Origin of the sequence: Paraburkholderia franconis (assembly GCF_009362735.1) — a bacterium.
Lineage (GTDB): Bacteria > Pseudomonadota > Gammaproteobacteria > Burkholderiales > Burkholderiaceae > Paraburkholderia > Paraburkholderia franconis.
The window spans coordinates 162992-188903 of the sequence record NZ_WHNP01000009.1 but is presented as its reverse complement, the minus strand read 5'-3'; the positions used below and the strand labels follow the sequence as shown (position 1 = coordinate 188903).

Annotated in this window: 18 protein-coding genes and 1 pseudogene; 13 read left to right on the top strand and 6 right to left on the bottom strand. The window is 59.7% G+C overall.

Annotated elements, in window-relative coordinates; all coding sequences use genetic code 11:
* The first annotated feature begins 179 nt into the window (after positions 1–179).
* The 5 genes from GCT13_RS12670 (at position 180) to GCT13_RS12650 (ending at position 5954) form a co-directional block, all read left to right on the top strand.
* On the top strand, positions 180–1148 hold the full coding sequence (locus GCT13_RS12670; protein ID WP_152758385.1) for an ABC transporter substrate-binding protein: 969 nt from the start codon (positions 180–182) through the stop codon (positions 1146–1148).
* A gap of 110 nt (positions 1149–1258) precedes the next feature.
* The gene (locus GCT13_RS12665; RefSeq protein ID WP_152758383.1) at positions 1259–2773 is read left to right on the top strand and encodes a sugar ABC transporter ATP-binding protein; all 1515 of its coding nucleotides are present in this window, start codon (positions 1259–1261) and stop codon (positions 2771–2773) included.
* Positions 2770–3813, top strand: coding sequence for an ABC transporter permease (locus GCT13_RS12660; protein ID WP_152758381.1), 1044 nt, complete (start codon positions 2770–2772; stop codon positions 3811–3813). Before GCT13_RS12665 ends, GCT13_RS12660 begins: the two co-directional genes overlap by 4 nt.
* Positions 3810–4889: a galactofuranose ABC transporter, permease protein YjfF gene (yjfF, locus tag GCT13_RS12655; protein WP_152758379.1), complete on the top strand. Its 1080-nt coding sequence runs from the start codon at positions 3810–3812 to the stop codon at positions 4887–4889. The genes GCT13_RS12660 and yjfF overlap by 4 nt, the downstream gene beginning before the upstream one ends.
* Before the next feature lie 21 nt (positions 4890–4910).
* Positions 4911–5954, top strand: coding sequence for an aldose epimerase family protein (locus GCT13_RS12650; RefSeq protein ID WP_152758377.1), 1044 nt, complete (start codon positions 4911–4913; stop codon positions 5952–5954).
* A gap of 396 nt (positions 5955–6350) precedes the next feature.
* Here GCT13_RS12650 and fdhA read toward each other — a convergent pair whose 3' ends face one another.
* The 3 genes from fdhA to GCT13_RS12635 form a co-directional block, all read right to left on the bottom strand.
* Complete coding sequence (gene fdhA, locus GCT13_RS12645; RefSeq protein WP_152758375.1) at positions 6351–7553, bottom strand: formaldehyde dehydrogenase, glutathione-independent; 1203 nt, start codon at positions 7551–7553, stop codon at positions 6351–6353.
* 57 nt (positions 7554–7610) lie between these two features.
* Complete coding sequence (locus GCT13_RS12640; RefSeq protein WP_152758373.1) at positions 7611–8840, bottom strand: M24 family metallopeptidase; 1230 nt, start codon at positions 8838–8840, stop codon at positions 7611–7613.
* Positions 8841–8971: 131 nt separating this feature from the next.
* Entirely contained in the window at positions 8972–10099 is a 1128-nt protein-coding gene (locus GCT13_RS12635; protein WP_152758371.1) for a hybrid-cluster NAD(P)-dependent oxidoreductase, read from the bottom strand.
* Positions 10100–10473: 374 nt separating this feature from the next.
* On the opposite strand from GCT13_RS12635, the pseudogene GCT13_RS12630 reads away from it, so the two are divergent.
* The 3 genes and pseudogenes from GCT13_RS12630 to GCT13_RS12620 all read left to right on the top strand — a co-directional run.
* A pseudogene (locus GCT13_RS12630) lies at positions 10474–10956 on the top strand (LysR family transcriptional regulator); the annotation flags it as partial.
* Between the two features lie 255 nt (positions 10957–11211).
* Entirely contained in the window at positions 11212–12348 is a 1137-nt protein-coding gene (locus GCT13_RS12625; protein WP_152758368.1) for a branched-chain amino acid ABC transporter substrate-binding protein, read from the top strand.
* A gap of 788 nt (positions 12349–13136) precedes the next feature.
* Positions 13137–14039, top strand: a complete 903-nt coding sequence (locus GCT13_RS12620; RefSeq protein ID WP_321574317.1) for an N-formylglutamate amidohydrolase — start codon at positions 13137–13139, stop codon at positions 14037–14039.
* A 57-nt stretch (positions 14040–14096) separates the two neighbouring features.
* On the opposite strand, the gene GCT13_RS12615 is transcribed toward GCT13_RS12620, so the two are convergent.
* The 3 genes from GCT13_RS12615 to GCT13_RS12605 form a co-directional block, all read right to left on the bottom strand.
* The gene (locus tag GCT13_RS12615; protein WP_152758364.1) at positions 14097–15107 is read right to left on the bottom strand and encodes a LysR family transcriptional regulator; all 1011 of its coding nucleotides are present in this window, start codon (positions 15105–15107) and stop codon (positions 14097–14099) included.
* A 127-nt stretch (positions 15108–15234) separates the two neighbouring features.
* Entirely contained in the window at positions 15235–15900 is a 666-nt protein-coding gene (locus GCT13_RS12610; protein ID WP_152758362.1) for a TetR family transcriptional regulator C-terminal domain-containing protein, read from the bottom strand.
* Between the two features lie 155 nt (positions 15901–16055).
* Positions 16056–16460: a hypothetical protein gene (locus tag GCT13_RS12605; protein WP_152758360.1), complete on the bottom strand. Its 405-nt coding sequence runs from the start codon at positions 16458–16460 to the stop codon at positions 16056–16058.
* A gap of 329 nt (positions 16461–16789) precedes the next feature.
* Between GCT13_RS12605 and pruA the strand changes: the two genes are divergently transcribed.
* From pruA to putA, 5 genes are all read left to right on the top strand, one after another.
* On the top strand, positions 16790–18400 hold the full coding sequence (gene pruA / locus GCT13_RS12600; protein WP_321574313.1) for an L-glutamate gamma-semialdehyde dehydrogenase: 1611 nt from the start codon (positions 16790–16792) through the stop codon (positions 18398–18400).
* 31 nt (positions 18401–18431) lie between these two features.
* On the top strand, positions 18432–19508 hold the full coding sequence (locus GCT13_RS12595; protein WP_152758356.1) for an ABC transporter ATP-binding protein: 1077 nt from the start codon (positions 18432–18434) through the stop codon (positions 19506–19508).
* Between the two features lie 311 nt (positions 19509–19819).
* Positions 19820–21082, top strand: a complete 1263-nt coding sequence (locus tag GCT13_RS12590) for an ABC transporter permease (RefSeq protein ID WP_152758354.1) — start codon at positions 19820–19822, stop codon at positions 21080–21082.
* A 5-nt stretch (positions 21083–21087) separates the two neighbouring features.
* Positions 21088–21924: an ABC transporter permease gene (locus tag GCT13_RS12585; RefSeq protein WP_152758484.1), complete on the top strand. Its 837-nt coding sequence runs from the start codon at positions 21088–21090 to the stop codon at positions 21922–21924.
* Positions 21925–21965: 41 nt separating this feature from the next.
* Positions 21966–25733, top strand: coding sequence for a bifunctional proline dehydrogenase/L-glutamate gamma-semialdehyde dehydrogenase PutA (gene putA / locus GCT13_RS12580; protein WP_227746800.1), 3768 nt, complete (start codon positions 21966–21968; stop codon positions 25731–25733).
* Positions 25734–25912: the final 179 nt, after the last annotated feature.

Sequence of the window (25912 nt, the reverse complement as noted above, 5' to 3'; positions counted from 1 at the left end):
GATTCCGGACGAGTGTGCGCGGGTACTTGTAATCAGTCATCCGGAAAGGAGGACACGAGCGAAGTAGGGCCTCGCAGACGCGCTCTGACCGCGCAGATGGTCGTTATGCCACGTCGAGACGTCGGCCCGTATCAAGCGGGAAGGCAGTACTAACAGATTTAGTACATAGGAGACAGAACATGAGACTCATCAGCAGGCTTGCGTTCGGCACGCTCGTCAGTACGGCACTGATGTTTGCGGCCGCTACCAGCGCGTCGGCTCAGGAAAAGCAGATTACGCTTGGATTTTCACAGGTCGGCGCTGAAAGCGCGTGGCGCACGGCAAATACCGTGTCGGTGAAAAGTGCCGCAAAGGATGCGGGAATTAACCTGAAGTTCTCCGATGCCCAACAGAAACAGGAAAACCAGATCAGGGCAATCCGTTCGTTCATCGCGCAAAAGGTCAATGTCATTGCATTCTCGCCGGTTGTGGAATCCGGCTGGGAGCCGGTGCTGAACGAAGCAAAGGCAGCGCACATTCCGGTGATCCTCACCGATCGTGCCGTCGACGTGAAAGATACTTCGCTCTATGTGACGATGATCGGCTCCGATTTCCTGGAGGAAGGACGACGAGCCGGCCGGTGGCTCGAAGAACGCTACAAGAACGAGCCGGGCCCCATCAACATTGCGGAACTGCAAGGTACAGTCGGATCGGCACCCGCCAACGATCGCCACGCGGGCCTGATGGAAGTGGTCAAGAACGACCCGAAGTTCAAGATCATCGCTTCGCAAAGCGGCGACTTTACGCTCGCTGGCGGCAAGCAGGTCATGGAAGCGTTCGCCAAGACCTACGGCAAGCAGATCAACGTCGTGTACGCGCATAACGACGACATGGCGCTCGGCGCGATCCAGGCCATGGAAGAAGCGGGCATCAAGCCGGGCAAGGACGTGACCGTCGTATCGTTCGACGCGACCAAAGGCGGCTTCGAGGCGATGATCGCCGGCAAGATCAACGTGGACGTCGAATGCAGCCCGCTTCTCGGACCACAGCTGATGTCGGCCGTGAAGGACGTCGTCGCGGGCAAGCAGGTGCCGAAGCGCATCGTGACGAACGAGACAGTTTTCCCGATGAGCGTCGCGGCGCAGACTCTCCCGAGTCGAAAGTACTGACGGGCGCCCGAAGCTGACGGCTTTCGCAAGGCGGTCTGGTGCTGCCACCCAGACCGCCGCCGCATATTCACGATCATTCTGGCAGGGCGCTTTTCAGGTGCTTAACGGCCATGAACCCAACACCCATCCTCGAAATGTCCGGCATCGACAAGACGTTCCCGGGCGTGAAGGCATTGCAGCAGGTGAATTTCCGGCTCTTTCCCGGCGAGATCCATACGCTGATGGGCCAGAACGGCGCGGGCAAATCGACGCTCATCAACGTGCTGACGGGCGTGCTCGGACATGATCGCGGCGAGATCCGGCTAGGCGGAAAGACCGTGCACTTCGCGGCCCCGCTCGACGCGGAAGCCGCGGGAATCCAGACGATCTATCAGGAAGTGAACCTGTGCCCGAACCTGTCGGTAGCGGAGAACATCTTCGTCGGCCGGCAGCCGATGAAGCGTGGCGCGATCGACTGGAAAACCATCCATATACGCGCCCGCAAGGTGCTTGCGGACCTCGATCTTTCCGTCGACGTCACGCGCTCGCTCGACGCCTATCCGATCGCCGTGCAGCAGATGGTCGCGATCGCGCGGGCGGTCTCGGTCGACGCGCGCGTGTTGATTCTCGATGAACCGACGTCGAGCCTCGATGACGGTGAGGTCACGCGACTGTTTTCCGTCTTGCGGCGACTCAAGGCATCGGGGATGGCGATACTGTTCGTCACGCACTTTCTAGAACAAACCTATGCCGTCTCCGATCGCATTACCGTGATGCGTAACGGCGAGCGTGAGGGCGAGTATCTGGCAAGTGACTTGCCCGTCGAGGTGCTGGTCGCGAAGATGACGGGCCACGAACGGATGAGCGAGCGGCTCAAGGAAGGCGCGTCGGAAGCGGCGCGCGAAGACAATCGCACGGAGCCGCTCCTGTCGATGAGCGGCGTGGGCCGGCGCGGGCTGATGAATCCCGTCGATCTCGAAGTACGGCCAGGGGAGATCGTGGGCCTTGCTGGACTGCTCGGCTCGGGGCGTACCGAGACTGCGCGGCTCGTGTTCGGCGCCGAGCGCGCCGACACGGGCTCGATGCAAGTGGACGGCGCCAACGTGAAGCTGACGTCGCCGCATCACGCCGTGCGCCATGGCATTGCGTATTGTCCGGAGGATCGCAAGAAGGAGGGCATCGTTGCCGCGCTGTCGATTCGCGAGAACATCGTTCTCGCACTCCAGGCACGACGCGGCTGGTGGCGCATGATCAGGCCGTCGCGCCAGCGCGAGATTGCGGACGAGTACATCGCGCGGCTCGATATCAAGGCGCGCGATGCGGAGCAACCCATCGGCCTGCTATCGGGCGGCAACCAGCAGAAGGTGCTGCTTGCACGGTGGCTCGCCACCGAACCAAGGCTGTTGATCCTCGATGAACCCACGCGTGGCATCGATGTGGGGGCGAAGTTCGACATCATGGATCGCGTGCTTTCACTGTGCGCGAAAGGTCTCGCGATTCTTTTCATTTCATCGGAAGTCAGCGAGGTCGTGCGCGTGAGTCACCGGATAGCCGTGCTGCGCGACCGGCGCAAGGTTGCGGAAATCTCTGGCGAAGGCGTGTCGGAAGACCAGGTGTATCGGCTCATCGCAGGGGGGCAGTCATGAACCGGATCAGGACGTTGCTTCACCATCAGCTGGTCTGGCCTGCGTTGACGCTCGTGCTGCTGTTCGCGCTCGACCTCGCGCATCGGGCCAGCTTTCTTTCGATCACGCTGCTCGACGGTCATCTGTTCGGCGCGCCAATCGACATCCTGAACCGCGCGGCGCCGCTCGTGATCGTCTCGCTCGGTATGACGCTCGTCATCGCGACACGCGGCATCGACATCTCCGTCGGCGCCATCGTTGCGATCGCGGGTGCGGCGGCCGCTATCGTTTTGCAGGAGGACCCTTCGCGCGTCGGCGGCGCACTGCTCGCGGCGCTCGGCGTCGGCGTGCTCGCAGGCGTCTGGAACGGCGTGCTCGTCGCGTTCGTCGGCATGCAGCCGATCATTGCCACGCTCATCCTGATGGTCGCGGGGCGCGGTGTCGCGCAGCTGCTGACAAGTGGACAGATCATCCCTATCGGCGCGCCGGGCTACCTGAAACTCGGTGACGGTTATATCGCGACGGTGCCCTGTTCAGTGTGGATCGCAATAGCAGTGACCGCGATGACGGCGCTGCTTATCCATCGCACGGCACTCGGTCTCTTCATCCGCTCGATCGGCGTGAATCCCGTCGCGACCCGGCTCGTCGGACTGCGCTCTGGCGCCATCGTGTTTAGCGTCTATGTGTTTTGCGGAGCGATGGCGGCGATCGCAGGAATCATCGCGAGCTCGAACGTGCGCAGTGCGGACGGCAACAATGCGGGCTTGCTGCTCGAACTCGACGCGATCCTCGCGGTGACGCTCGGTGGTACATCGCTGCTCGGTGGCCGCTTCAGCCTCCCCGGCACGGTGCTCGGCGCACTCATCATCCAGACGCTTACGTACACGACGTACTCGATCGGGGTTCCGCCAGAAGCGACACTGGTCGTCAAGGCGGTCGTCGTGATCGTGGTCAGCATGATCCAGTCAGAAACAACTCGCCGCTTGCTGGTCAGGCAGATCAGGCGGGTCCTCCCTTCCGCGCAGCCGGGTGGCGCAGCCACAGGATCGACGACGTCATGAACAAGCTCATTGGCCGCGTGGCCGACCCTCGTACGCTGCCCATCGTCGTGACGATCCTGCTGTTTGCCGCGCTGTTCGGATTCGGCTCGGTCATGTACACCGGCTTCTTCTCAATGCAGGTGCTGACGGGTCTGTTCGTCGACAATGCGTTTCTTCTGATAGTCGCGATCGGCATGACGTTTGTGATCCTGTCAGGCGGTATCGATCTGTCCGTCGGTGCAGTCGTTGCATTGACGACGGTTCTCTGTGCGATGGGCGCCGAACGGCTGCATTGGCCGATCTGGGTGATCGTGCCGCTCGTACTGGCCTTTGGTGCGCTGTACGGCGCGGCGATGGGCGCACTGATCCACTTCTTCAGGCTGCAGCCGTTTATCGTGACGCTCGCCGGCATGTTTCTCGCGCGCGGCGCGTGCTTCCTCATTACGACGCAGTCGATCACGATCAACGAGCCGACCTTTCATGCGATTGCCGGCCTGAATTTCCCCATTGGCGGCGGGTCACTCAACGCGGGTGCGCTCATCGCGATCGCCATGCTCGCATTCTCGGTCTATGTCGCGCACTTCACGCGCTTTGGCCGGAATATCTATGCGGTCGGAGGCAATGAGCGGTCGGCGCTGTTGATGGGGCTGCCCGTCGCGCGCACGAAGGTGGGCGTCTATGCGCTCAGCGGGCTGTGTTCTGCGCTGGGAGGGGTCGTATTCACCCTTTATGTGCTGAGCGGCTATGGGCTCCAGGCACAGGGTATGGAACTCGACGCGATCGCAGCCACTGTGATTGGCGGCACATTGTTGACTGGCGGGGTCGGCTACCTGATCGGTTCTTTGTTCGGCGTCGGCATACTCGGCACGATCCAGACGTTGATCACGTTCGACGGCACGCTCAGTTCATGGTGGACGCGCATCGTGATCGGCGCATTGTTATGTGTCTTTTGTCTGCTGCAACGAATCATCGAGCGCCATGCGGCACGACGGCAATCGGGTGGCACTGGACTGGGCGCGAAACCCGATTCGCCGCCAGGCACCCCGCGACCGGACGCGGGCGTTCACGACGAGACAGCGCTTGTCAAAACGGTGTGACCCACCTCCAGGAAGGAAGATATGTCGACCTCGCAAGCGCACGAAATCGACGCGACAGGTTCGGACGTCATGGACACCACACCGACGGTCATCGGACAGACAAATGGAGCAAGTCATTTCAGTAGTCGTGCGACGCTTGCGAACGCTTACCTGAAGCTTGAAGTTCTGCCAGGCCTGGGCGGAGGGATTTCCCGCTTCGACTGGAATGATCGCGGTATATGGACACCCGTGTTTGTGCGGCCTTCGATGGCGACATCGGGCGTGGAAAAAAATCAATTGGCATGCTATCCCCTATTGCAGGGCCCATGGATTCGTCGACGTCAGTCGCATCTTCCGAAAGATCTGCGCGGGACAATCCGGAATTGCGCGGAAGAGCGTGATCTAGCGGAGGTCGTTGGTTTGCAGGACTGGCAAATCGAACGGATAGATGCGAGAAGCGTAAAGCTGACTGCCGTGAGTGCCATACAAAAAGCGTATCACGCAATTCTGGAATATCAGCTTGACGGTCCAACGCTAACCGTGAAGATTCAGATCGAAAACAGGAAGGAAAGAGCAGTGCCGTTTTCGATTGGCATTCGTCCGTTCCTGATCCGTGATGCAGATACCTTAGTGTGCGCACCAGCCAGTTCCTTGCGGCTTTCAGGGGACGGTGACGCGCGCTCGCGGTATGTACCGACACCACCTGCCTGGCAATTTGGCGTGACCTATCCGTTGCCTCGGTCACAGGTTGATCACGTATTTAAGGGTTGGGGCGGCCGTGCGTTGTTCGAATGGCCCACGCGCCAGTTCTCGCTCGAGATCTCATCAGACGCTGCCAGTTACAGACTTCACGCGCCACGTCAAGAGCGCTTCTTCTCTTTTCAGCCCTACGACGCTCTTGATGGCGCCACAAGTGCAACCGGAGTACACGAAGGTTGGCCGGCATTCGTTCACGCCGGTGCAAGAATGTCTCGCCGGTTCAATTTCACTGTCGGACGTATTGGATCGCAAACAAAGTTCGGCATGCACCATCATGTCTCCGACGGGCGTAAAGCCGTTTCTTCGTACGGGATGTGCGGGCAATGAATTCGAGAATGCGCTCTTCGAGTGGAAGGGACTTCTGGCTTTGCTTCCGAAACGGCCGGGCGATTATGTCCGATTGTCGAACATGCGGCGAAGCGACGATTGCTATGCCGCGCATAAAGGAAGCCTTGCGTACGGAACGCAACGACTCATCCCGCCGCAGCGAGTATCTCGGACTGGAAACGATTCTCCGCTATTCGAATCAACGTCTCAACGTGCTCGCGTCGGTTGGTCATTTTGCTCGCTGAAATTCGGAGATTGGATTACCGATTGCGTTCCTTGAGCCGCTGGCGATTGATGCGTGCCACCGCCAAAAAAGGAGCCGGTCTTCCGACCGGCCGCAAAGCGTTCACCTCGGAGACATACACACAGCCTTTCCCGTCGTTGTCGCCACCTGTGTCAGGCTGCGGCTTTCAGACTACCGTGCGGGTCGATGACGAATTTCTTGGGTACACCTGAATCAAACTCCGCGTAGCCGCTGGGTGCCTGGTCGAGTTCGATGACGGTCACGTTGACGACCTCAGCGATGTTCAATCTGTCCCACAGAATCGCTTGCATCAGATTCTTGTTGTACTTCATCACCGGGGTTTGACCGGTGAAAAAGGAGTGAGACTTCGCCCAGCCCAGGCCGAAGCGCACGGAGAGGCTCCCGTGCTTTGCAGCCGAATCGACAGCGCCGGGGTCATCAGTCACATAGAGACCCGGGATACCGATTTTGCCGGCAGCCCGTGTGATTTCCATCAGTGAATTCAGAACAGTGGCCGGTGCCTCGATCTGCGAACCCGAGTGACCATGGCCGTGAGCTTCAAAGCCAACGCAGTCAATGGCACAGTCGACTTCCGGTTCGCCGAGCAGATCGGCAATCTGTTCAGCAAGCGAGGCATCTTTCGAAAGGTCGATGGTTTCGAACCCGACTCGTCGAGCGTGTTCGAGCCGTACCGGATTGACGTCGCCAATGATGGTAACGGCTGCGCCAAGCAGTCGTGCGGACGCTGCAGCAGCCATTCCGACAGGGCCGGCGCCAGCGATATAGACGGTCGAGCCAGGTCCGACCCCGGCAGTCACAGCACCGTGGTAGCCGGTCGGCAGAATGTCGGACAGGCAGGTGAGGTCGCGAATCCTGGCCATGGCGCGGTCGCGATCCGGGAACTTCAGGAGGTTGAAGTCCGCGTACGGCACCATGACGTATTCGGCCTGACCGCCAATCCAGCCGCCCATGTCGACGTAGCCGTACGCGCCTCCGGCGCGCGCCGGATTGACGTTGAGACAGACGCCGGTGTTCTGCGCCTTGCACATCGGGCAGCGGCCGCAGGCCACGTTGAACGGGACGGAGACCAGGTCGCCCTTCTTCAATGTCATGACGTCAGTGCCGACTTCAATCACTTCGCCAGTTATCTCGTGTCCGAGGACGAGCCCAGCAGGGGCCGTTGTCCTTCCACGAACCATGTGCTGGTCCGAGCCGCAGATGTTCGTTGCGACGACTCGAAGGATGACGCCGTGATTGGCTTTCCTGCCGGATGGGTCAACGAGTTCCGGGAAGGCGATGTTCTGTACCTCGACCTTTCCAGGTCCAATGTATACGACGCCACGATTGCCTGACATGCTGTCTCCTGATGTCATGTGTAGATGGAATGCAAATGCGGTCCTACTCGCGGAACGTCACAGCCAGTCGGTCTCGAAACTGCAATCGGTAAGAGAGACGCAACCGTTCTCCGTGAGCACTACCTGCTGTTCGAGCTTGACGCCTTGACTACCGCCTTCTGCACCGATGTAGCTTTCGACGCACACCGTCATGCCGACTTCGAACATGCCGTCGTAACCCGCGCTCTCCCAATCGCTCTGGTGTGCAATCGACGGGTATTCGTCGACCATTCCGATGCCATGTGCAAGACAGCAATACCTGTTCTTGATGAACGGGTCCGGAATCTTCCACGCCTTTTCTGAGAACTCACGGAACGTCATGCCTGGGCGCAGAAGGTCCATATTGAAGTGGACCTGCGCGTAGGCAAGCTCATACAGCTTGCGCTGCTCGTCGGAAGGACGGCCGTCACCTACCAGCCAGGTGCGCGAAATATCCGAGCAGTAACCGTTCGGCCCAACCATATCCGTATCGAACGCCAGCAGGTCGCCGGCTTGCAAAACACGGCTGGAGCATTCGTGCATCCAGGGATTGGTTCGGTCCCCGGAGGCGAGTAGCCTGGTCTCAATCCACTCGCCACCGTTTCGAATGTTTTCGTAGTGAAGGTTTGCCCAGATGTCGTTCTCGGTGAGTCCGGGACCAAGCTCGCGTCGCATGCGCTCGATTCCCTTTTCGGCCGTGCGCAAAGATTCGCCGATTAGAACCAGCTCGCCGGATGACTTGGTCAAGCGAGCGGTCTCCATCAGGGCCTGGCCGTCCAGCAGGGTTATTCCATGCTTCTCCAGATAGGCGGTGCCGAACGGGTCGAGCCGATCCACCGCCAACTGACGGTCACCAGGAGCATGCTTCCGGAACACGTCGACTATCTCGGCTCCCCAGGTTTCAGCGCGGCGCTCGGCTTCATGGCCTGCATTGAAGAACGTCCAGCTGAGCGCGCCGCGCAGTTCGACGTTCAGGTCCAGTCCGTCCCATACATGCTCGCTGCTGTGAAATTCCCATGCGACGATGCGACCGTCAGCGAAGACCATCACGTATCGTGCAGGATTGCGGCCCGCCCAGACTTGCATGTTGGACGTGTCGGTGGCGTATCGAATGTTCACTGGGTCGTAGAGCAGAATTGCGGGACATTTGTGCTTGCGCAATTGCTCCTGCACGCGAGCGAGCCGATAAGCTCGAACATCGCGGACTACGCTTTCCTTTCCGCCGGATTCGACTGTGGTACCTGCATCGAAGAGCTGGTCATCCGTCATCCTGTGTTGCTCCTGGCGTTATTGTGAGTGTGGGGTTGCACGAAGTAACCAGCGGCCCAGTCGGTGAGCGTTTCGCCCACCGCGCAGTATCCGGTGCCGCTTTCATTTGGCAAAAGAGATACGGGCGACGGTCAAAGCTCCAGTACCAGGTCTGATGTCGGCCGGCTACAGCAGAGCAGGCGAAATCCCTTCTGCACTTCTCTGTCGCGAATCCCGCCTTTATGATTCATGTCGACTGTGCCTTCGAGCACTTTGGTCTTGCATGTACCGCATATCCCCTGACTGCAAGACGACGGAATTGCGACTCCGGCTTTTCTTGCGGCGGCGAGTACGGTCTCCGAAGCACTCATCGTGAATGTCTTCGAAGAACGCGAGAGCTTCACGTTGAAGGTTTCTTGAGCGGTATCGTTCTCCGGTGCTGCGGCTTCTGGCACGACAGCAGCGGTGAAATCAAAGCTTTCCTGGTGGTAGCGTGCGGGATCGAGCCCACCTTGGTGGAGCAATGTGCGTACGGCGGTCATGTAGCCAGCCGGACCGCACGTGAACACTTCACGCTCGGCATAGTCGGGCACCCATTCGGAAAGCAGTTCCAGGCTGAGTCGACCTGTCGGTCCCGACCAACCCTCATCACCCGTGCCTTCGCACAGAAAGAACGTGCGAAGCCGGGGAGACAGCTCGACAAGCCTTTGCAGCTCTTTCCGGAAAACGATATCTCCGGGCGTCCTGGCGCTATGAACGAATACGATGTCCCGGTCCAGTCCAAGGTCGATACTCGCGCGCGTCATCGACATCAGCGGCGTAACCCCTGAGCCAGCGGACAGGTACAACGACTTCGCGGCGGGAGCAGAAGTCGGGGTGAAGCTCCCCGATGGGCCGTACGCGCGCAACTGGCTTCCGGGCTTCATGTTGTCGTGAAGCCAGTTCGACATGGTGCCGCCCGGCACTCGCTTCACAGTGATGGACAACAGGAAGGGGCGCGTAGGCGGAGAAGAAATCGTGTAGCAGCGCTCGACCGATTGCCCTTGCACATTCGCCGACACGGTCATGAATTGACCCGGTTCGAAACGCACGGGTGAACCATCGCCCACACGGAATTCAAAGCTCTTGACGTCGTGGGTTTCGTCAACCACACGACAACATGTCAAAGTCTGCTGCTCACTGCTCGCCCAAAGATTGCCGCCACTTTCCCATGTACTGGCGTTGGACAGTCTATCTTCAGCTTCCAGCGCAGGATCGAACATTCTTTCTACCGAGTTCATAGCATCAAATCTGTTGGGACACCTTGCGCTCATTCGGCTGCCTGTCAGCGCGTGAACTGCTCAACGTGCGTTGTGGTAAATCGCGAAGACGGAATGCCGCTCAGCATCGCTGCCAGGCTCGATTCTTCTGATATTGCTTTTCTTCGTTCGGACTGCCTTCGCTGTGCCTTGAGTATTGGTGTGCGATAAATCAGCGTCAATGCGCTTTATTTTCGTGGCTCTATTACATTAAGTTATGCGTCGCCCGGAGGCTCCGGCGGCGCGGACAGGAACGGGGCGACAACACCTGTACCAGGCAGATTCAATTTGCCCAGGTTCTTCTCGCCCTCAAGAAGAAGAGCGAGCAACGCCTCAGGCAGCCGGCCAGCAACGCTCTGGTTTGTTCGTATCGCCTACGTTGCTCGCGAGTCGCAACGTATCGATATCGTCGACTCATACCGTCGCTAACGGCGCCGGTCGAGTTCGAGGCGGTAGCGAGACTGCGAAGCTTCACGCTCGCTGCTGCCGAGCGTGGCGTCACCCAGGCAGCGGTTAGCCGTCAGGTAAGACTCCTGGAGGATATGCGCGGTGTCCGCCTGCTCGACCGGTTGCATCGCATCACCACGCTTACGAGCGAGGGCGAGGCCCTGTACGCGGTCGTTGCAGAGGCGATGGGAAAAATTGCAGACGTTTTTGACCGCCTGTCGACCGGTATCGAACACGAGGAACTCGTGCTTGCGACGACCGCGGCGTTCTCGCATTTTCGCTTGATGTCCAGTCTCGCGAGGGTCAAGCGGCTTGAGCCAAACCTGCGCATTCGCCTCACCACGACCATGTTCACGGCCGACCCCTCGCGACAACATATTCGAGCAGTGGTCATTGCCCATCCTCCGCAGGTTTCGTTTTCGGTGCACGAGGCGGCAACGGCGTGCACAAGACTCCTGGCCCGACGGGTAAGTATTTGCCCGTAGAAACAAAAGAGCGAGATTCGACGGAAAATGACTTCCGAAACATTTTTATGCGGAACGGTGGGTCGAATCGCGAACCTTGTGAACGAATGTTCAGAAATGCCTGATCTGTGATTTGCGATGTCGGCTCGATCCTGTGACATTCCTCTTATCGATTGCCCTGTCATGAAAACGCTCCTTTCCCTAGTTGCGGCGTCCGCGTTATGTATTGCCCCGCTCGTTGCCAGCGCACAGCAAACCGTTCGAATCGGCGTGTCGGCGCCGCTCACCGGCCTGGGCGCATCCAATGGCAAGGACATCGAAAACGGTGTGCGTCTGGCAGTGGAAGAGGCGAACGCGCAACACCTCAACATCGGGGGACAGCCGGTTCAGTTTGAACTCGCATCCGTCGATGATCAGGGCGATCCGCGCATCGGCGTTCAGGTGGCGCAGAAGCTCGTCGACGATGGCGTTGTGGCCGTGGTCGGCTATTACAACTCTGGTGTGGCGCTTCCATCCTCGCCGATCTTCGCGCGCGCGGGTATCCCGCTGATCGATCCAGCGGCGACGAATCCAGCGATCACACGCCAAGGCTTGAACAACGTGTTCCGCATCATCGCGACCGACACGCAGAACTCCGGTAACGCCGGCACGTATGCCGTGAAGGTCACGAAAGCGAAGCGGATCGCGGTGATGGACGACCGGACAGCCTTCGGACAAGGAGCGGTCGAAGAATTCAAGAAGGCCGTGAAAGCAGCCGGTGGCCAGATCGCGGCTGAGGAATATACGAACGACAAAGCCGTCGAATTCAATGCGCAGCTGACGAACATAAAGGCGGCCAACGCCGATCTTCTCTACTTTGGCGGGCTCGATGGTCAGGCGGGCCTGATCGTCAAGCGCATGAAGCAGCTCGGCTTGCGCGCGCAGTTCGTCGGAAGCGGCGGGATTGCCGATAGCGTGTTCATCGGTTCGGCGGGAAACGCGGCCGAAGGGGCGATGGCCTGGGAATACGGCCGGCCGGTCGATTCATTGCCCGAAGGCCGCGCGTTTGCGGATAAATTCAAGAAACGCTTCGGCGCGGATACGCTGACCTATGCACCGTTCGCCTATGACTGCGCGTGGCTCGCCATCACCGCCATGAAACAGGCGAATTCCGTGAAGCCTGCTGTTTTTATGCAAACGCTCCGCACGATTGAATACAACGGCATTACCGGACACATATCGTTCGATAAATACGGAGATCTGAACAATCCGACATCGACGCTTTATCAGGTCAAGTCGATGAAATGGCAACCGGTGACGACCATCGGTGCGGAGAAATGAAGGACGTCGCCGCACGTCGGAATGAACGAACTGATGGATTTCGAACGCTCAGTCGCAGAGACGGTGTTGGAGAGCGATTGCGTGTGAAGTCCGGGTGCGTTGCGATGGAGCCGCCGGACACAGCAGTTCGGACCGGGAGCGGATCGTCCGCCGAGCGTTCTCGTTCGATAGCAAGCAATCGTTGCGGTTCTCTTAAGAACCATACCGCTGCGCGTTTCCATTTGCTACTACGTGTTGACAGAACGCCCAGAGATCAATGCCGCGTTAATGTTCCAGATTCAATCAGCGGAGGTTCGTCTTTTAACCACGCTTATAGATAGCAGAAGCGATGCTTGATTAATTTCCGCTCGCCGTCCCGGCTGCTAAGGTTTCCAGGTACTTACTCGATCAGGGACGACGACGTCGCGTCCCCGACCCAAGACCTGCAAATGGACAGCCCATGATACGAATTGCTGATCGATGGGGCGTCGCCGATGTTCGCCGTTACGGTTGCGTGGGTGCAGCCATGCCTATGGCTGAGCCTCAAGCTTTGCCTTAACACTGGCCTGCGGCATCTGCGTGCCTGCATCGAACGGTGTTCCTGCCGAAATCAGAGGTAGGCGAAGTGTCCGCACCTTGGCGAAAGGCGGCAAGTCGCTTTCCCATCTGAATGCGGCACAACGATATCCAACGGGAGGGTAGTTTTCCGCTTGCGCGCATCCGCGTGCAGGCTCATCAGGGACGCTTATACATAGGGCAAGCAGTGCTTGGAGTATCGTTTTCCCCGCTTCAACTGGGCTATTTTGACCATGGCTTTTCACGTGGGTCTGGAAGCGCTAACGCTAGATCGAGAAGAGGGAATGATGGGAAACGAAAGCGCGATCGTTCGCGGTCAGTCGGCGGTGATGGTCGTAACACCGCACACTGGGACATTGGTTCCCCCGGATCTGCTTGCTCATCCTGCCTGGGAAGCCGTCAGTGGCCGACTATCGGATCCGGGAGGAAAGGCCCTGAGTGCAGCTGCGCGGAAACGCGGGATCACATGCATACCCGCCGCACTCCACCCGTGCGTGATTGACCTCAACGTTGCGGCGAACAATACCGCCTTGTCCCAGCGATTGAACCGGCTGGGCCTTTGCCGTACGCACACGTCGCGAGGAGAAGCGCTCTACTTGCCAGGGGCCGAGCCCAGCGACGCGGATGTGCAGCGTCGGGTGGAGGAGCACTGGAAACCGTTCCATGCGTCGATTCTGGCGGAACTGAGCCGGCTTCGCGAAACCCACGATAACGTGGTGATGCTGGTCTCGCATGCGGGCGCGTGGCTGTCTCCGTATCGGACGCAGCCGGGCGCGGCCGATTGCAACTTCAGCACCAACCACGGTGCGTCGAGCGACAGAGCGATCGTCGGTGCCATGACCCGGGCCGCGCAGACACTGGAACGCTCGTGGGTCGTCAACGGGAAAGTAATCGACGCGTTCACGGCGCAGCGCTATGGTCGACCGGAGTGTGGTGTTCACGTCATCGAACTGGAAGTTGCAGGTCGGTGGCGCAGAGAACTTGAACTTGCGCAGAGCAATGCGCACAGCGACGCTGAATCTGATGCGCTTATGGCGGAGATTCTGTGTGCCGCTGAACGCGCAGTTGACGGCCTGGCTGCGCCAGGTGTTACCGGAGACCTGTTTCGCGAACTTCACGACGCATGTCTGGATTAGCTTTACCGGTGTCGGCAACACGGCTCTGAGGCGTGGTTCGAAGAAAACGCCCTCGATTTACTGGTCGTCCGGAATATAGACTTCCTCCGGTCGCAACGCCAGTGCCTTGGCGATGTCTCGCGAGACCTGCTTTTCGAAGGCGCGCTTGAGCAGGTCATAGAGATCGGCAGGCAGATGTCCCAGTTCGTTCTCGCGATGGGCGAGGAAGAACGATCTGCTTAAAGGGTGATATGGCCGTCCTTGCCGGGAGAACATGGTGAGCGGCACGACACGGATTTCCGGGAGATAGTGTCGCGATTGCCATAGGCACAGCGGTGTCGTGAGCGCGAACCCGAGTCCGGCGGCAACCAGGCTCAGCATCGGATCTGTCGCGTCGAACTCGCACGTACGATCGATATCTTCGCCATGTGACGCAAGATAGGCGTCGACATGTTGACCGATGACGGAGCGCGAGCTGTATCGGATGAACTGAAGGTGACGGCTCAGTTCCGCGAGAGTTGTGATGCGATCGATTTCGAAGCTCTTGGGTAGCACGGCAACGTATGGCTCTGTGAAAAGCTTCTGGCGCTTGATGCCCGCGGCGTTTGAGAAGCTTGTCGTCGTCACCGCCATATCGACCTGCCGGGCCTCCAGTTGTGCGTCCAGAGTCGGCGTGATTCCGGACCACAATCTTATCTGATGCGATGTGCCGGACAGGGCCTTGATGATGATTGGGCCGATGGTCGCAGCGAACGAATCGACGCAACCAAGACGGACGACGACACGTTTTGCGCGGGTGACGTTCCGCACGCTCTCGACCATCTGATCTGCGCCCTGCAACAGAACGGTAGCGTGTTCGAAAAGACGCTGCCCGGCGGCCGTAGGTCTTGCCGGCCGGGTGGTGCGGTCAAGAAGGCTCGTGTCCAATATCGATTCCAGAGCCTTTATGCGAAGAGAGACGCCCGCCTGGGAGATGGCAAGCCGACTGGCCGCATCGGAAATAGATCCGGCTTCGACAACTGCTACCCAACTCGCGAGAAGCCCCCAATCCGGGAACTGCTCGGGCGCACTCTCTTTTACGATCGCCATGATGTTCTCTGCCTGCTGGAAATCCTTCGTCCTTCGCCCGACTGGCTTGCGCCCGTCAGTTTCAGCGTATCCCGATGCGCAAGACCTGACGCGCGCTTTCATTGCGAATCATGCGTGCACCATGAAATCAGTGATTGGTGCGGCGGGCGTAGCACATCATGCCCGTCTTCCATCCGCGATTGGTCGCGTGGTCGATGACACCGTGAAAAACGCCGAGAACTTCACTGATGCTCATCGTTCCGGCGACGCGATGTTCGATCCATAACCCGTGCACCAGCGCCATCGCCTGCATTGCGTAGATTGTCGCCATCGTCTGATCGCAGCCGGCTTTACGCAGGTCCCATATGAAGTTGGACCGCAGCCGACGCGAGAAGGCGGTGCAAAGCCGTTGAACATCCTTGTCGTATGCCGACGAACTCCACATGTGCGGCCATACGTTTGCGGCACCAGGCCTCATCACTTCGTCACTGAAGCACATGTCCGCCGTAAATTTCATGCGTTCGACGGGATCGACAATGCCACGACGTCCCGCCGTGAGCTGTTCGCGCACTCGTCGAATCAGATAGACGAACGTCTTATAGACGAGGTTGCTCTTGTTCTCGAAGTGATGATGCACGAGACCGACGGAAACGCCGGCGTGCTCGCTGACCTTCCTGATCGTAAGGTGTTCGAGCCCGACATGGCCGACTACTTCAAGCGTCGAGTCGATCAGTCGATAACGCATCCCTTCGTACTGACTGGGGTCGTCCTTCCGGCTCTCAATCTCGGCAGCCCGCGACTTCTGTTCTTGCATTTCCCGATTCCACAGTTGATTGAGTAGCCTCGCCCGTGCGCCGCTGACAGGCGGCGCACGGGCGTCAGTCATCGACCTGCATCTGAACGTTTGTTCATTCCGCCGCATGCGAGTCGATATCCCTCTCGCTCGCCTTCGTGCTGAACAATTGTTCACTAAAACAGCGCGCATTCAAGTAGGTGAAAACCCGCAAAATCGTCTGTGTCATCGTGTTTTCCCCTATGAGATAGGCGAAAAAAGGATTTTTGATCGGATCGAGTTCGGATATATAGTTGTCGCAACAGGTATGGGTTGAACGTATGTTCAATATAAAAAGCGTGATGACGGGAGCGCCGCATCTTCGCCGATGAACGCCCTGCACGTTGGACGCTTATTTTGCTGAACCGCTGATCAAGATGTTCGAGACTTGATCGTCTGCACTCGCCGCGACCGTCTGCGCAGAAAGCGGCAGTCGGCATCGGCTGAGCAGGAGCCAGGATCAGGGCATTCGCGCCGCCGACGAACGCCGCGATCGGCCTGGGCATGGTGAACGGCGTGAGGATCGCGTTCGAGGAGGCCATCGCCCCGCACGTCACTTTTGGCAGCGAGGGCATTCGTTCTTCAAGTTAGATGCCGTCTACGACCAGAGTGAATCACGTATCGGCGTACAGAACCTGATGTCGTCGGTCGTGCAGTCGTTAAGGCGAGATGTCTTTCATAACGACGGGCGAAACCAAAGCATAACGTTTGATTGAACAGTAAGCCGGATTTTCTTTAAAGACTACTCTCGGCAGTGAGGTAAAGCGTTGAGGAGTGACACGGCCAATAGAGGTGTCGCTTTAAGTCGATAGCCGCAGGCCCTGCGCTTCCCCGTAGTCCGACCCAATTGCTTTTTTGTAAAGGAGTTAGCGTGATCTCAGGCCCACAATTCCCGTTGCCGGCAAACGAAACCGAAGTGAGTTTCCGTCCCGGCACCGCTGCTGCGGCAGAGCTTTCCAAAGCACTGGAGCAACGAGAAGTAGTCGATATTCCGACAGTAATTGGTGGTAAGCGCTACTACTCGAACGACACCGTCGAAGTGCGCGCACCGCACGACACGCAGCGTGTACTCGCGCGCATTCATCGTCCAACGGAAAGCCAGATCGGCGAAGCGATCAAGAGTTCGGCGTCTGTCGCGAAGGAGTGGGCAAGCTTGACGCATGCGAGCCGCGCGACGATCCTTCATCGGGCCGCCGACATCGTGGCGACACGTTCGCGCATGCGGATCAATGCGGCCACGATGCTCGGGCAAAGCAAGACGATCGATCAGGCGGAGCCCGACAGCGCATGCGAATTGATCGATTTCCTGCGCTTTAACGCATATAACGCGCAACGCGTGTATGCGGAGCAGCCGATGTCGGTTCCCACCGCTGTCAATCGCGCGGACTGGCGCCCGTTGGAAGGCTTCGTCTACGCGGCGTCGCCTTTCAATTTCACGGCGATCGGCGCGAACCTGACGACGGCACCGGCCGTCATGGGCAATACGGTTCTCTGGAAGCCGTCGGAGAAGTCGGCGCTCGCGAACTGGATCTTCTACGAAGCGCTGGAAGAAGCCGGGCTGCCGCCGGGTGTGATCAACTTCGTCCCCGGCGATGCCGAGTTGACCACGCGTGTTGCTCTGTCGTCGCCGGACCTGGCGGGCATTCACTTTACCGGGTCGTCGGCTGTGTTCCAGTCGCTCTGGAAGGGCGTTGCGTCGAAAGTGGACAGCTTCCGCACCATTCCGCGACTCGTGGGCGAGACGGGCGGTAAGGACTTCGTTCTGGCGCACCCATCGGCGAATGCATCGGAAATCGCAATCGCATTGATTCGCGGCGCGTTCGAGTATCAAGGCCAGAAGTGCAGCGCGGCGTCGCGCGCCTATATCCCGCGCAGTCTCTGGACGGCGGTGAGCCAGGAAATGCGCGACCGGCTCGCGCAGCTGAAAGTCGGCGATGTCGCGCAGTTCGATACCTTCATGGGCGCTGTGATCTCCCAGGCCTCGCACCAGAAGTTGAGCCGGGTGCTGGCAGCGGCCAGGGAAGACGCGAGCGTCAAGATCGTGTCTGGCGGGAAGACGTGGTCGGAGCCGGGCTATTTCGTCGAGCCGACGGTATTGGAAGTGAGCGACCCGAAGCACGCGCTGATGAAAGAAGAACTCTTCGGTCCCGTTCTTTCAGTCTTCGTATATGACGATGCGAACTGGGAAGAGACGCTGCAACTGATCGATTCGACCAGCCCGTATGCATTGACGGGTTCGATCTTCTGCACCGACCGCTTCGCCCTGCATCGCGCAGAGCAGGTTCTGATCAACGCAGCGGGCAACCTCTATCTGAATGACAAGCCGACGGGCGCGATGATCGGCCAGCAACCGTTCGGCGGCGGTCGCGCCAGCGGAACGAACGACAAGGCAGGCTCCTACCTCAATCTTCTGCGCTGGGCATCCCCGCGCGTGGTCAAGGAAACGTATCTGCCCCCGCGCGACTGGCAGTTCGGCGCTTAACTCTGATTCCGGCTTCTCCTGAGGAAATGTCATGTCTACCATTGTCTCTTTCAAGAATGTTCAGAAGACGTACGACGGCGAGACGCTTGTCGTCAAAAATCTCAACCTCGAGATTCAGGAGGGTGAGTTCTTGACGATGCTCGGGCCGTCAGGCTCTGGAAAGACAACGTGTCTCATGATGCTCGCGGGCTTTGAGACCGCAACACATGGCGAAATCCTGCTTCAGGGGAAGCCGATCAACCGTATTCCGCCGGAGCGCCGCAACATTGGCATGGTGTTCCAGAGCTACGCGCTCTTTCCGCACAAGTCAGTGGCGGAGAACCTCGCCTTTCCGTTGAAGGTGCGGAAAGTGTCGAAGGACGAGATCGCGCGAAAGGTGAAGCGCGCGCTCAACATGGTGAACATGGAAAAGTTCGCCAATCGCATGCCGGCGCAGCTCTCGGGCGGGCAGCAGCAACGGATCGCTGTCGCGCGGGCGCTTGTGTTCGAACCGGCGCTGGTGCTGATGGACGAGCCGCTTGGCGCGCTCGACAAACAGCTTCGCGAGCAGATGCAATACGAGATCAAGCAGATTCATGAGCAGAGCGGTTTGACCGTCGTGTATGTCACTCACGATCAGGGCGAGGCGATGACCATGTCCGACCGGATTGCTGTCTTCAACAACGGCATCATCCAGCAGCTCGCGCCGCCGCCTGCACTGTATGAGAACCCTGAGAACGCATTTGTCGCCCGCTTCATCGGCGAAAGCAATGAACTGCTTGGAACGGTTGCGTCCGTGGATCGCGAGCGTTGTACGGTCAAGCTGGAAAGCGGACAGAACATCCATGCATTCGCTGGCCCGAGTGTTCGCGGGACTGGCTCCGCCAGCATCTCCTTGCGACCGGAACGGGTGACGGTCGGCGATCAGGCAAAGAACTGTGACAACGTCTTCCAGGGCGGTGTCAAGGATCTCATCTACTACGGCGATCATCTTCGCGTGGTCATGCAGGTGTGCGGCAGAAACGACTTCATCGTGAAGCTGCCGAACAACGGCGTCGCGCGTCAGTTGCGTATTGGCGACTCGGTACACGTCGGATGGATGGCGGAATGCTGCCGCGCGTTGCAGTAACTGACTGAACACCGCGTAGCGAATCGACATGACGCACGCGGGAACACAAGGAAAAAATTAGTACAACTAGTGGAGACTGAAACCCGGGCGGTGTGCGTCGGGGCGATGCGAGGCGAACGAGTTTCAACGGACGCCCGTGCCGCATTTCCACCAAAGGCTGCCTTTTTGCAGGAACAGCAGGCTACCCGGCTTTTCCTTGAAAGATTGCATCGGATGGCGGCCGTTGTGCCATCCGGATACGAAAGTTTGGTTTGAAAGGACGAGGAGGACGCGGCGCTAGCCGCTGGACGATGATGATACTTCCCCACGATATGGCAGTGCCCGCAGACCCGTCACCGCAACTGACCGTGAAGGACTCGAAAAGTCTCAAGGCAAAGCTGCGCAGCGCGGAACGCACCGAGCGCGTGAAAGCTTTCCTTCTGGTCGCGCCGCTGCTGGTCTTCCTCCTTGTCACCTTCCTGGTTCCCATCGGCAGCCTGCTGATGAAGAGCTTCAGGGACCCGACGCTCTCCCAGGAGATGCCGCACGCATCCGCGCTGCTTCGGGAATGGGAACCGAGCGGAGACAAGCTGCCGGGGGAACAGGTGTATGACGCGTTCGCTCATGATCTCCTTGCGGCAAAGGGAAGCGAGGGAGTGAGCCGGATCGCATCGCGACTGAACTACGATGAAGCCGGAATGCGGAGCCTGCTCATGAAGACGGCTCGTCGCCTCGGCGATGAAAGCACAGGATCATGGCATCAGCGCCTCACCGCGATCGACGCCCGCTGGGATGAGATCGCTGCGTGGTCCACGCTCAAATACGCTTCGTCGCCGTGGACGTTGGGCTACTACCTGAAGGCATTCGACTTCAAACGCGACAGTCACGGCGCGATCGTGCGCCAGAGCGAGAGCGAGCGGCTCTACGTCGATGTTTTCGTTCGGACCGCCTGGGTGAGCATTGCGGTCAGCGCGCTCTGTCTGCTGTTCGGATACCCGGTTGCATTTTTCCTCGCCAACATACCGGCACGCTACAGCAACCTGTTCATGATCATGGTTCTGTTGCCCTTCTGGACGTCGATCCTGGTGCGGACGACTGCCTGGGTGGTGGTACTCCAGACTCACGGCGTGATCAATGACGTGCTCAAGCACCTGGGGTTGACGGACCACGAGTTACCGCTGATCTACAACCGTTTCGGCGTACTCGTTGCGATGACCCACATTCTGCTGCCGTACGCGATCCTGTCGCTCTATTCGGTGATGAAGGGCGTGCCGAACATCTACATGAAAGCGGCACGTTCACTTGGCGCGGGTCCGATCCGCTCGTTCTTCCAGGCGTATTTCCCGCAGACGCTTCCGGGTGTCGGCGCGGCAGGCATGCTGACGTTCATTCTCGCCGTCGGCTACTACATCACGCCAGCCATCGTCGGCGGCCCGGATGATCAACTGGCCAGCTACTACATCGCAAATCATGTCAACAACACGTTGAACTGGGGATTGGCAAGCGCGCTGGCGTCCATTCTGCTTGCAGGGGTGCTGCTGATTTACGGCGTGTTTGTCCGCATGACCGGCGGCGCCGGCGTCAAGTTGGGGTGATCAAAATGTTCAGTTTTCCAGCATATGTAACGATCTGGGGACGTCTGGGACGGTGGGCGCATGTGGTCCTGTCGGTGGCGGTACTGGTGTTTCTGATTTCCCCGATCCTGGTTGTGATGCCGCTGTCGTTCAACTCGCAACCGTACTTCACCTATCCGATGCCGGGCGTGAGCCTGCGCTGGTACCAGGACTTTCTGAATAGCGCGGAATGGATGCTGGCGCTGAAAAATACGCTGATTGTGGGCGTTGTCTCGACACTGCTCGCGACCACGCTGGGCGTTACGGCGTCCCTCGGGTTGACTCATCCACGCCTGAAGGGAAGGGCGCTGATTACGGGCATTCTTGTTTCGCCGATGATCGTTCCGTTGATCATTACGGCAGTCGGCGTCTACTTTGCCTTCAGTCCCTTCGGTCTTGTCAACAGCCTGACCGGTCTGATCCTGGCGCACGCCGCGCTTGGGGTGCCGTTTGTCGTCGTCACCGTTACGGCGACGCTCGCAGGCTTTAACGAAACGCTGTCGCGGGCAGGCCGCAGCCTGGGTGCGTCGCCGCTGCGCGTTTTCATGCAGGTGAAGCTTCCCATCATTGCGCCTGGCGTGATCTCGGGTGCGCTGTTCGCGTTCGCAACCTCATTCGATGAGATTGTCGTCGCTCTCTTCCTGACGGGCACTGACCAGCGAACGGTACCGCGGCAAATGTGGGCCGGTATCCGTGAGCAACTCAGTCCCACCATCCTGGCCGTGGCAAGCGTACTCGTCGTCATTTCGACGCTGCTGCTCATCACGCTCGAATTACTGCGGCGCAGAACAGAGCGTCTGCGTGGAACGGCCAACCAGTTCTGATCAATCGGTCAACAAACAAGCATTCATCAGGTAACTTCATCATGCTGTCGGAAATCCAATCGATGCAAAGCGGCACGGCAGACCTTCAAACACTGCGTCAGCGCATTCGCGACGCCTCTGCGCTTGCCGAGGATGTCGTTGTGCGCGGGCTGATCGAAGAGGCGCGCATGGATGCGCCGACGCTCGCCAAGGCGCAGGCTCTTGCCGCACGACTCGCCCAGGGCGTGCGTGACGCGCGTATCAACGCGGGCGGCGTCGATCTCCTGACGCAGGAGTTCTCGCTCGACAGTCGCGAGGGCATCGCGCTGATGTGCCTCGCCGAGGCGATGCTTCGGATTCCCGACACAGAGACCCGCAACCAGCTTATCCGGGACAAGATCGTCGACGCGGACTGGCGCGCGCATATCGGCAAATCCCCGTCGCTGTTCGTCAACGCCACGGCCTGGGGTCTGCTTTTCACCGGGAAGCTCCTGAAGCAACCTGACGAGAACGCGCTCGCGGAAGCGCTCTCGCGCGTCGTTCGCAAGGGTGGGGAGGCGGTGGTGCGCGCTGGCGTCGCGTACGCGATGCGGATGCTTGGCAAGCAGTTCGTCACCGGCCAGACGATTGAAGAGGCGATTGGCGTGGCGAAGGGGCGCGAGTCGGGCGGATACCGGTACACCTACGACATGCTCGGCGAAGCGGCGCTCACGGATGAGGATGCACAGGCGTATTTCGAGTCGTACCGCCATGCCATTGAAGCGATCGGGAAGGAAGCGAAGGGAAAGGGACCGATTGACGGGCCTGGCGTTTCGGTCAAGATCTCAGGCTTGCATCCCCGGTATGAGCTGGCGCAACGCGACAGGGTATTGGACGAGATGTATCCGCGACTGCTGCAACTCGCACAGATCGCGAAGCAGTACGGCATTGGCTTCCACCTCGACCAGGAGGAGTCAGCGCGATTCGACCTGACACTGGAGATGCTGGAGCGTCTGTGCGCCGAGCCAGGCCTGAAGGGCTGGAACGGTATCGGGATTTCGTTGCAGGCGTATCAGAAGCGCGGCAGGGCAGTGGCGGACTGGATCATCGCGCTCGCTCGCGCCAACGGGCGACGGATCAATATCCGTCTGGTCAAGGGCGCTTACTGGGATACGGAAATCAAGCTCGCACAGGATGCCGGCGCGGCGGGCTACCCGGTGTTCACGCGTAAAGTGCATTCGGATGTCAGCTACATCGCGTGCGCAAAAGCCTTGCTCAACGCACCGGATGCCATCTTCCCGCAGTTCGCGTCGCATAACGCGTTCACAGTCGCGGCAGTGCATACGCTTGCCGGGGACAAGGACTACGAGTTCCAGTGTCTGCATGGGATGGGCGAGACCGTATACGATCAGGTAGTAGGGGCCGCCAAACTGAACCGTCCGTGCCGCATCTACGCGCCCGTCGGGCCGCACGCGACCTTGCTTGCTTACCTTGTCCGCCGTCTGCTGGAGAATGGCGCGAACTCTTCGTTCGTCAATCAGATCGTCGATCCCGCCGTCAGCATTTCCGACATCGTCGAGGATCCTGTCGCAAAGGCAGCGAGAACGGGCGGTAAGCCGCACGCCGGCATCGCATCGCCGCGCAATCTGTTGCCGGGCCGTGTCAACGCGGCGGCCCTGAATTTTTCCGGGGCGCCGGAGTTCGAGCGAGCGGTGGCGGAAATCCGGTCGAACCGCGTGAACGCGCATTCGTTGCTCGCGGAAGCAGGAGATGCCAAATCCGGATCGACTGCCGTGGTCTATAGCGCGGGTAATCTCGCCGAGGCTATTGGAACTTTCGCCAGCTGCAAGTTGAGCAGTGTGGCACGAGCGCTGGACGCTGCAGGTCAGGCCGTTTCCACCTGGGGTCTCAGAACGGCGGCCAGCCGCGCTGAAGTTCTCGAACGGGTTGCGAGTGACCTGGAAGCCAACGCGTCGAGAATTGGCGCACTGTTGTCGCTCGAAAACGGAGCAACGCTTTCGGAGGCGGTGGAAGAGGTCCGCACCGCCGTCAACCTGTGCCGGTTGTACGCGTTCCAGCTGACGAGCGACAGGGCCTTGTCAGACGCACAGCCGCTGGGAACCGTCATCAGTCTCACGCCTTCGGCGTGTCCGCTGAGCTCGTTCGTCGGGCATGTATCGGCTGCCCTCGCGGCCGGCAACGCTGTTATCGCGAAGCCGTCGTCGGACGCTTCGCTGATCGCATTCGAAGCCACGAGAGTCTTCCACGGCGCGGGCGTTCCTCAGGATGCGCTTCAGCTCGCCTTGGGTGATCGCGCGACGGTGGGTAAAGCGCTCTTATCCGATCAACGTGTGGCTGCAGTTCTTTGTGCGGGTTCGCGTGAGGTGGCCCGTGCCATCGCTGTGCAACTCTCTGCTGCCGCACGGCCGGCCAGGTTCATTGCCACCTATGGTTCGGTCAACTCGATGATCGTCGACAGTTCGGCTTTGCCAGAGCAGGTCATCTCGGACGCTATCGTCTCCGCGTTCAAATCGGCGGGACAAGCGGCGTCGTCGCTACGAATCCTGTGCCTGCAGGACTCGACGGCAGACAAGGTGCTGCGCATGCTCAGCGGCATGCTCAGCGAGCGCAACACGGGCGACCCGCTGAACGGTGCGACAGACATCGGGCCGATGGCCACGCGCAAGGCGCGCGATAGTGCTGACACATACATCGAGCAGCTGAAGCGTCGCGGCTTCCGGATTACACGGGGCAAGCTGGGCGCGGGCGCCGGCAATGGAAATTTCGTCGCGCCCACGATCGCGGATATCGGCGATATCGGATCGCTTACCGCAATCGACCCGTCGATAACGGGGCCCATCCTGCATGTCGTGCGCTACGAAACCGGCAATATGGAAGCGCTCATCAAGGCGTTGAACGGATTGGGCAGCGGCGTGCAGGGCTTGCACACCCGCATCAACGAAGCGGCGGGTACGCTGCTGTCGTTGTCGCAGGCGAGCAGTATCTGCGTCAATCGGGCGATGCTGGGTGCGTTCCCAGGTATGCAACCCGTGGGCGGTAACGGAGCGTCGGGTACGGGTTCGATGATTGCCGGTCCGTTGACGCTGATCGGCCTCACCCGTTCTACTGCCAACGCGTATGCAGCGGACGTGGGACCGTTCGCTCCATCGCAGGCGGCCGTGAGCGACAAGTATTTCGAGTTTCCGGTTGCATCGGCGGAGGGGCGCTTCATTGCCCGGATGAGCGCTCAAGCTCAGGCCCGCGCCATCTTCACTCAACGCGTCGAGGCGATTGCCAATACATCCGCTGTACGGCGTCTCAATGCCGACGCACAGGCGCGACTCGCGCGGTACAGCGCGCAGCTCGTTCGCCTCGCGGATAGCTTCCGGCCCCTGAGCCTGCCGGCCCTCACAGGTGAGGAGAACACTGTCGAGCTTCTGCCTCGCGGACAGGCCTTCTGTGCTGCGGACTCCGTGGAGGCGCTGCTGGTTCAGGCAACGGCTGCGTGTGCGTTCGGCAATGAAGTGCTGCTGCTGAAATCGTCGGTTGCGGATGAAATTGCAGCCGCTCTCGGTACCGGTTGCCGTGTCGTCGACGCCGCGGATGCCGCTCGGGTGCTCGATGGCGAGGTCCCCGGCGTTCGCCCGGATGTGGTCCTCGCGACGGCTGACCAGCAGGACGTCGGCAACCTGCGTCGCATGGCGGCACAGCGGATGATCGGCATCGCAGTGACGCACGACGACGGCACCTACGACTGGACGCAACTGGTCCGCGAGCGCATCACGACTGTCAATGCGAGCGCTGCGGGCGGCAACACGCAGCTGATGGTAATGAGCGAGGACGTGGTCTAGGCAGGAAAGCGGGGCGGTTGCAAGTCGCCCCGCCAGATGTGCGGTCGATAGCTTGTCCGGCCTGATCGCTTATCCCAACCGTTTCAGGCTTTGCATGCCTTTACGTCTCGTCAGTCGTTCGTCGCCGCTGATGGCGATGCGCTGACGGACAAGCGAAACGAGCGTCTCGCACTTGAGGC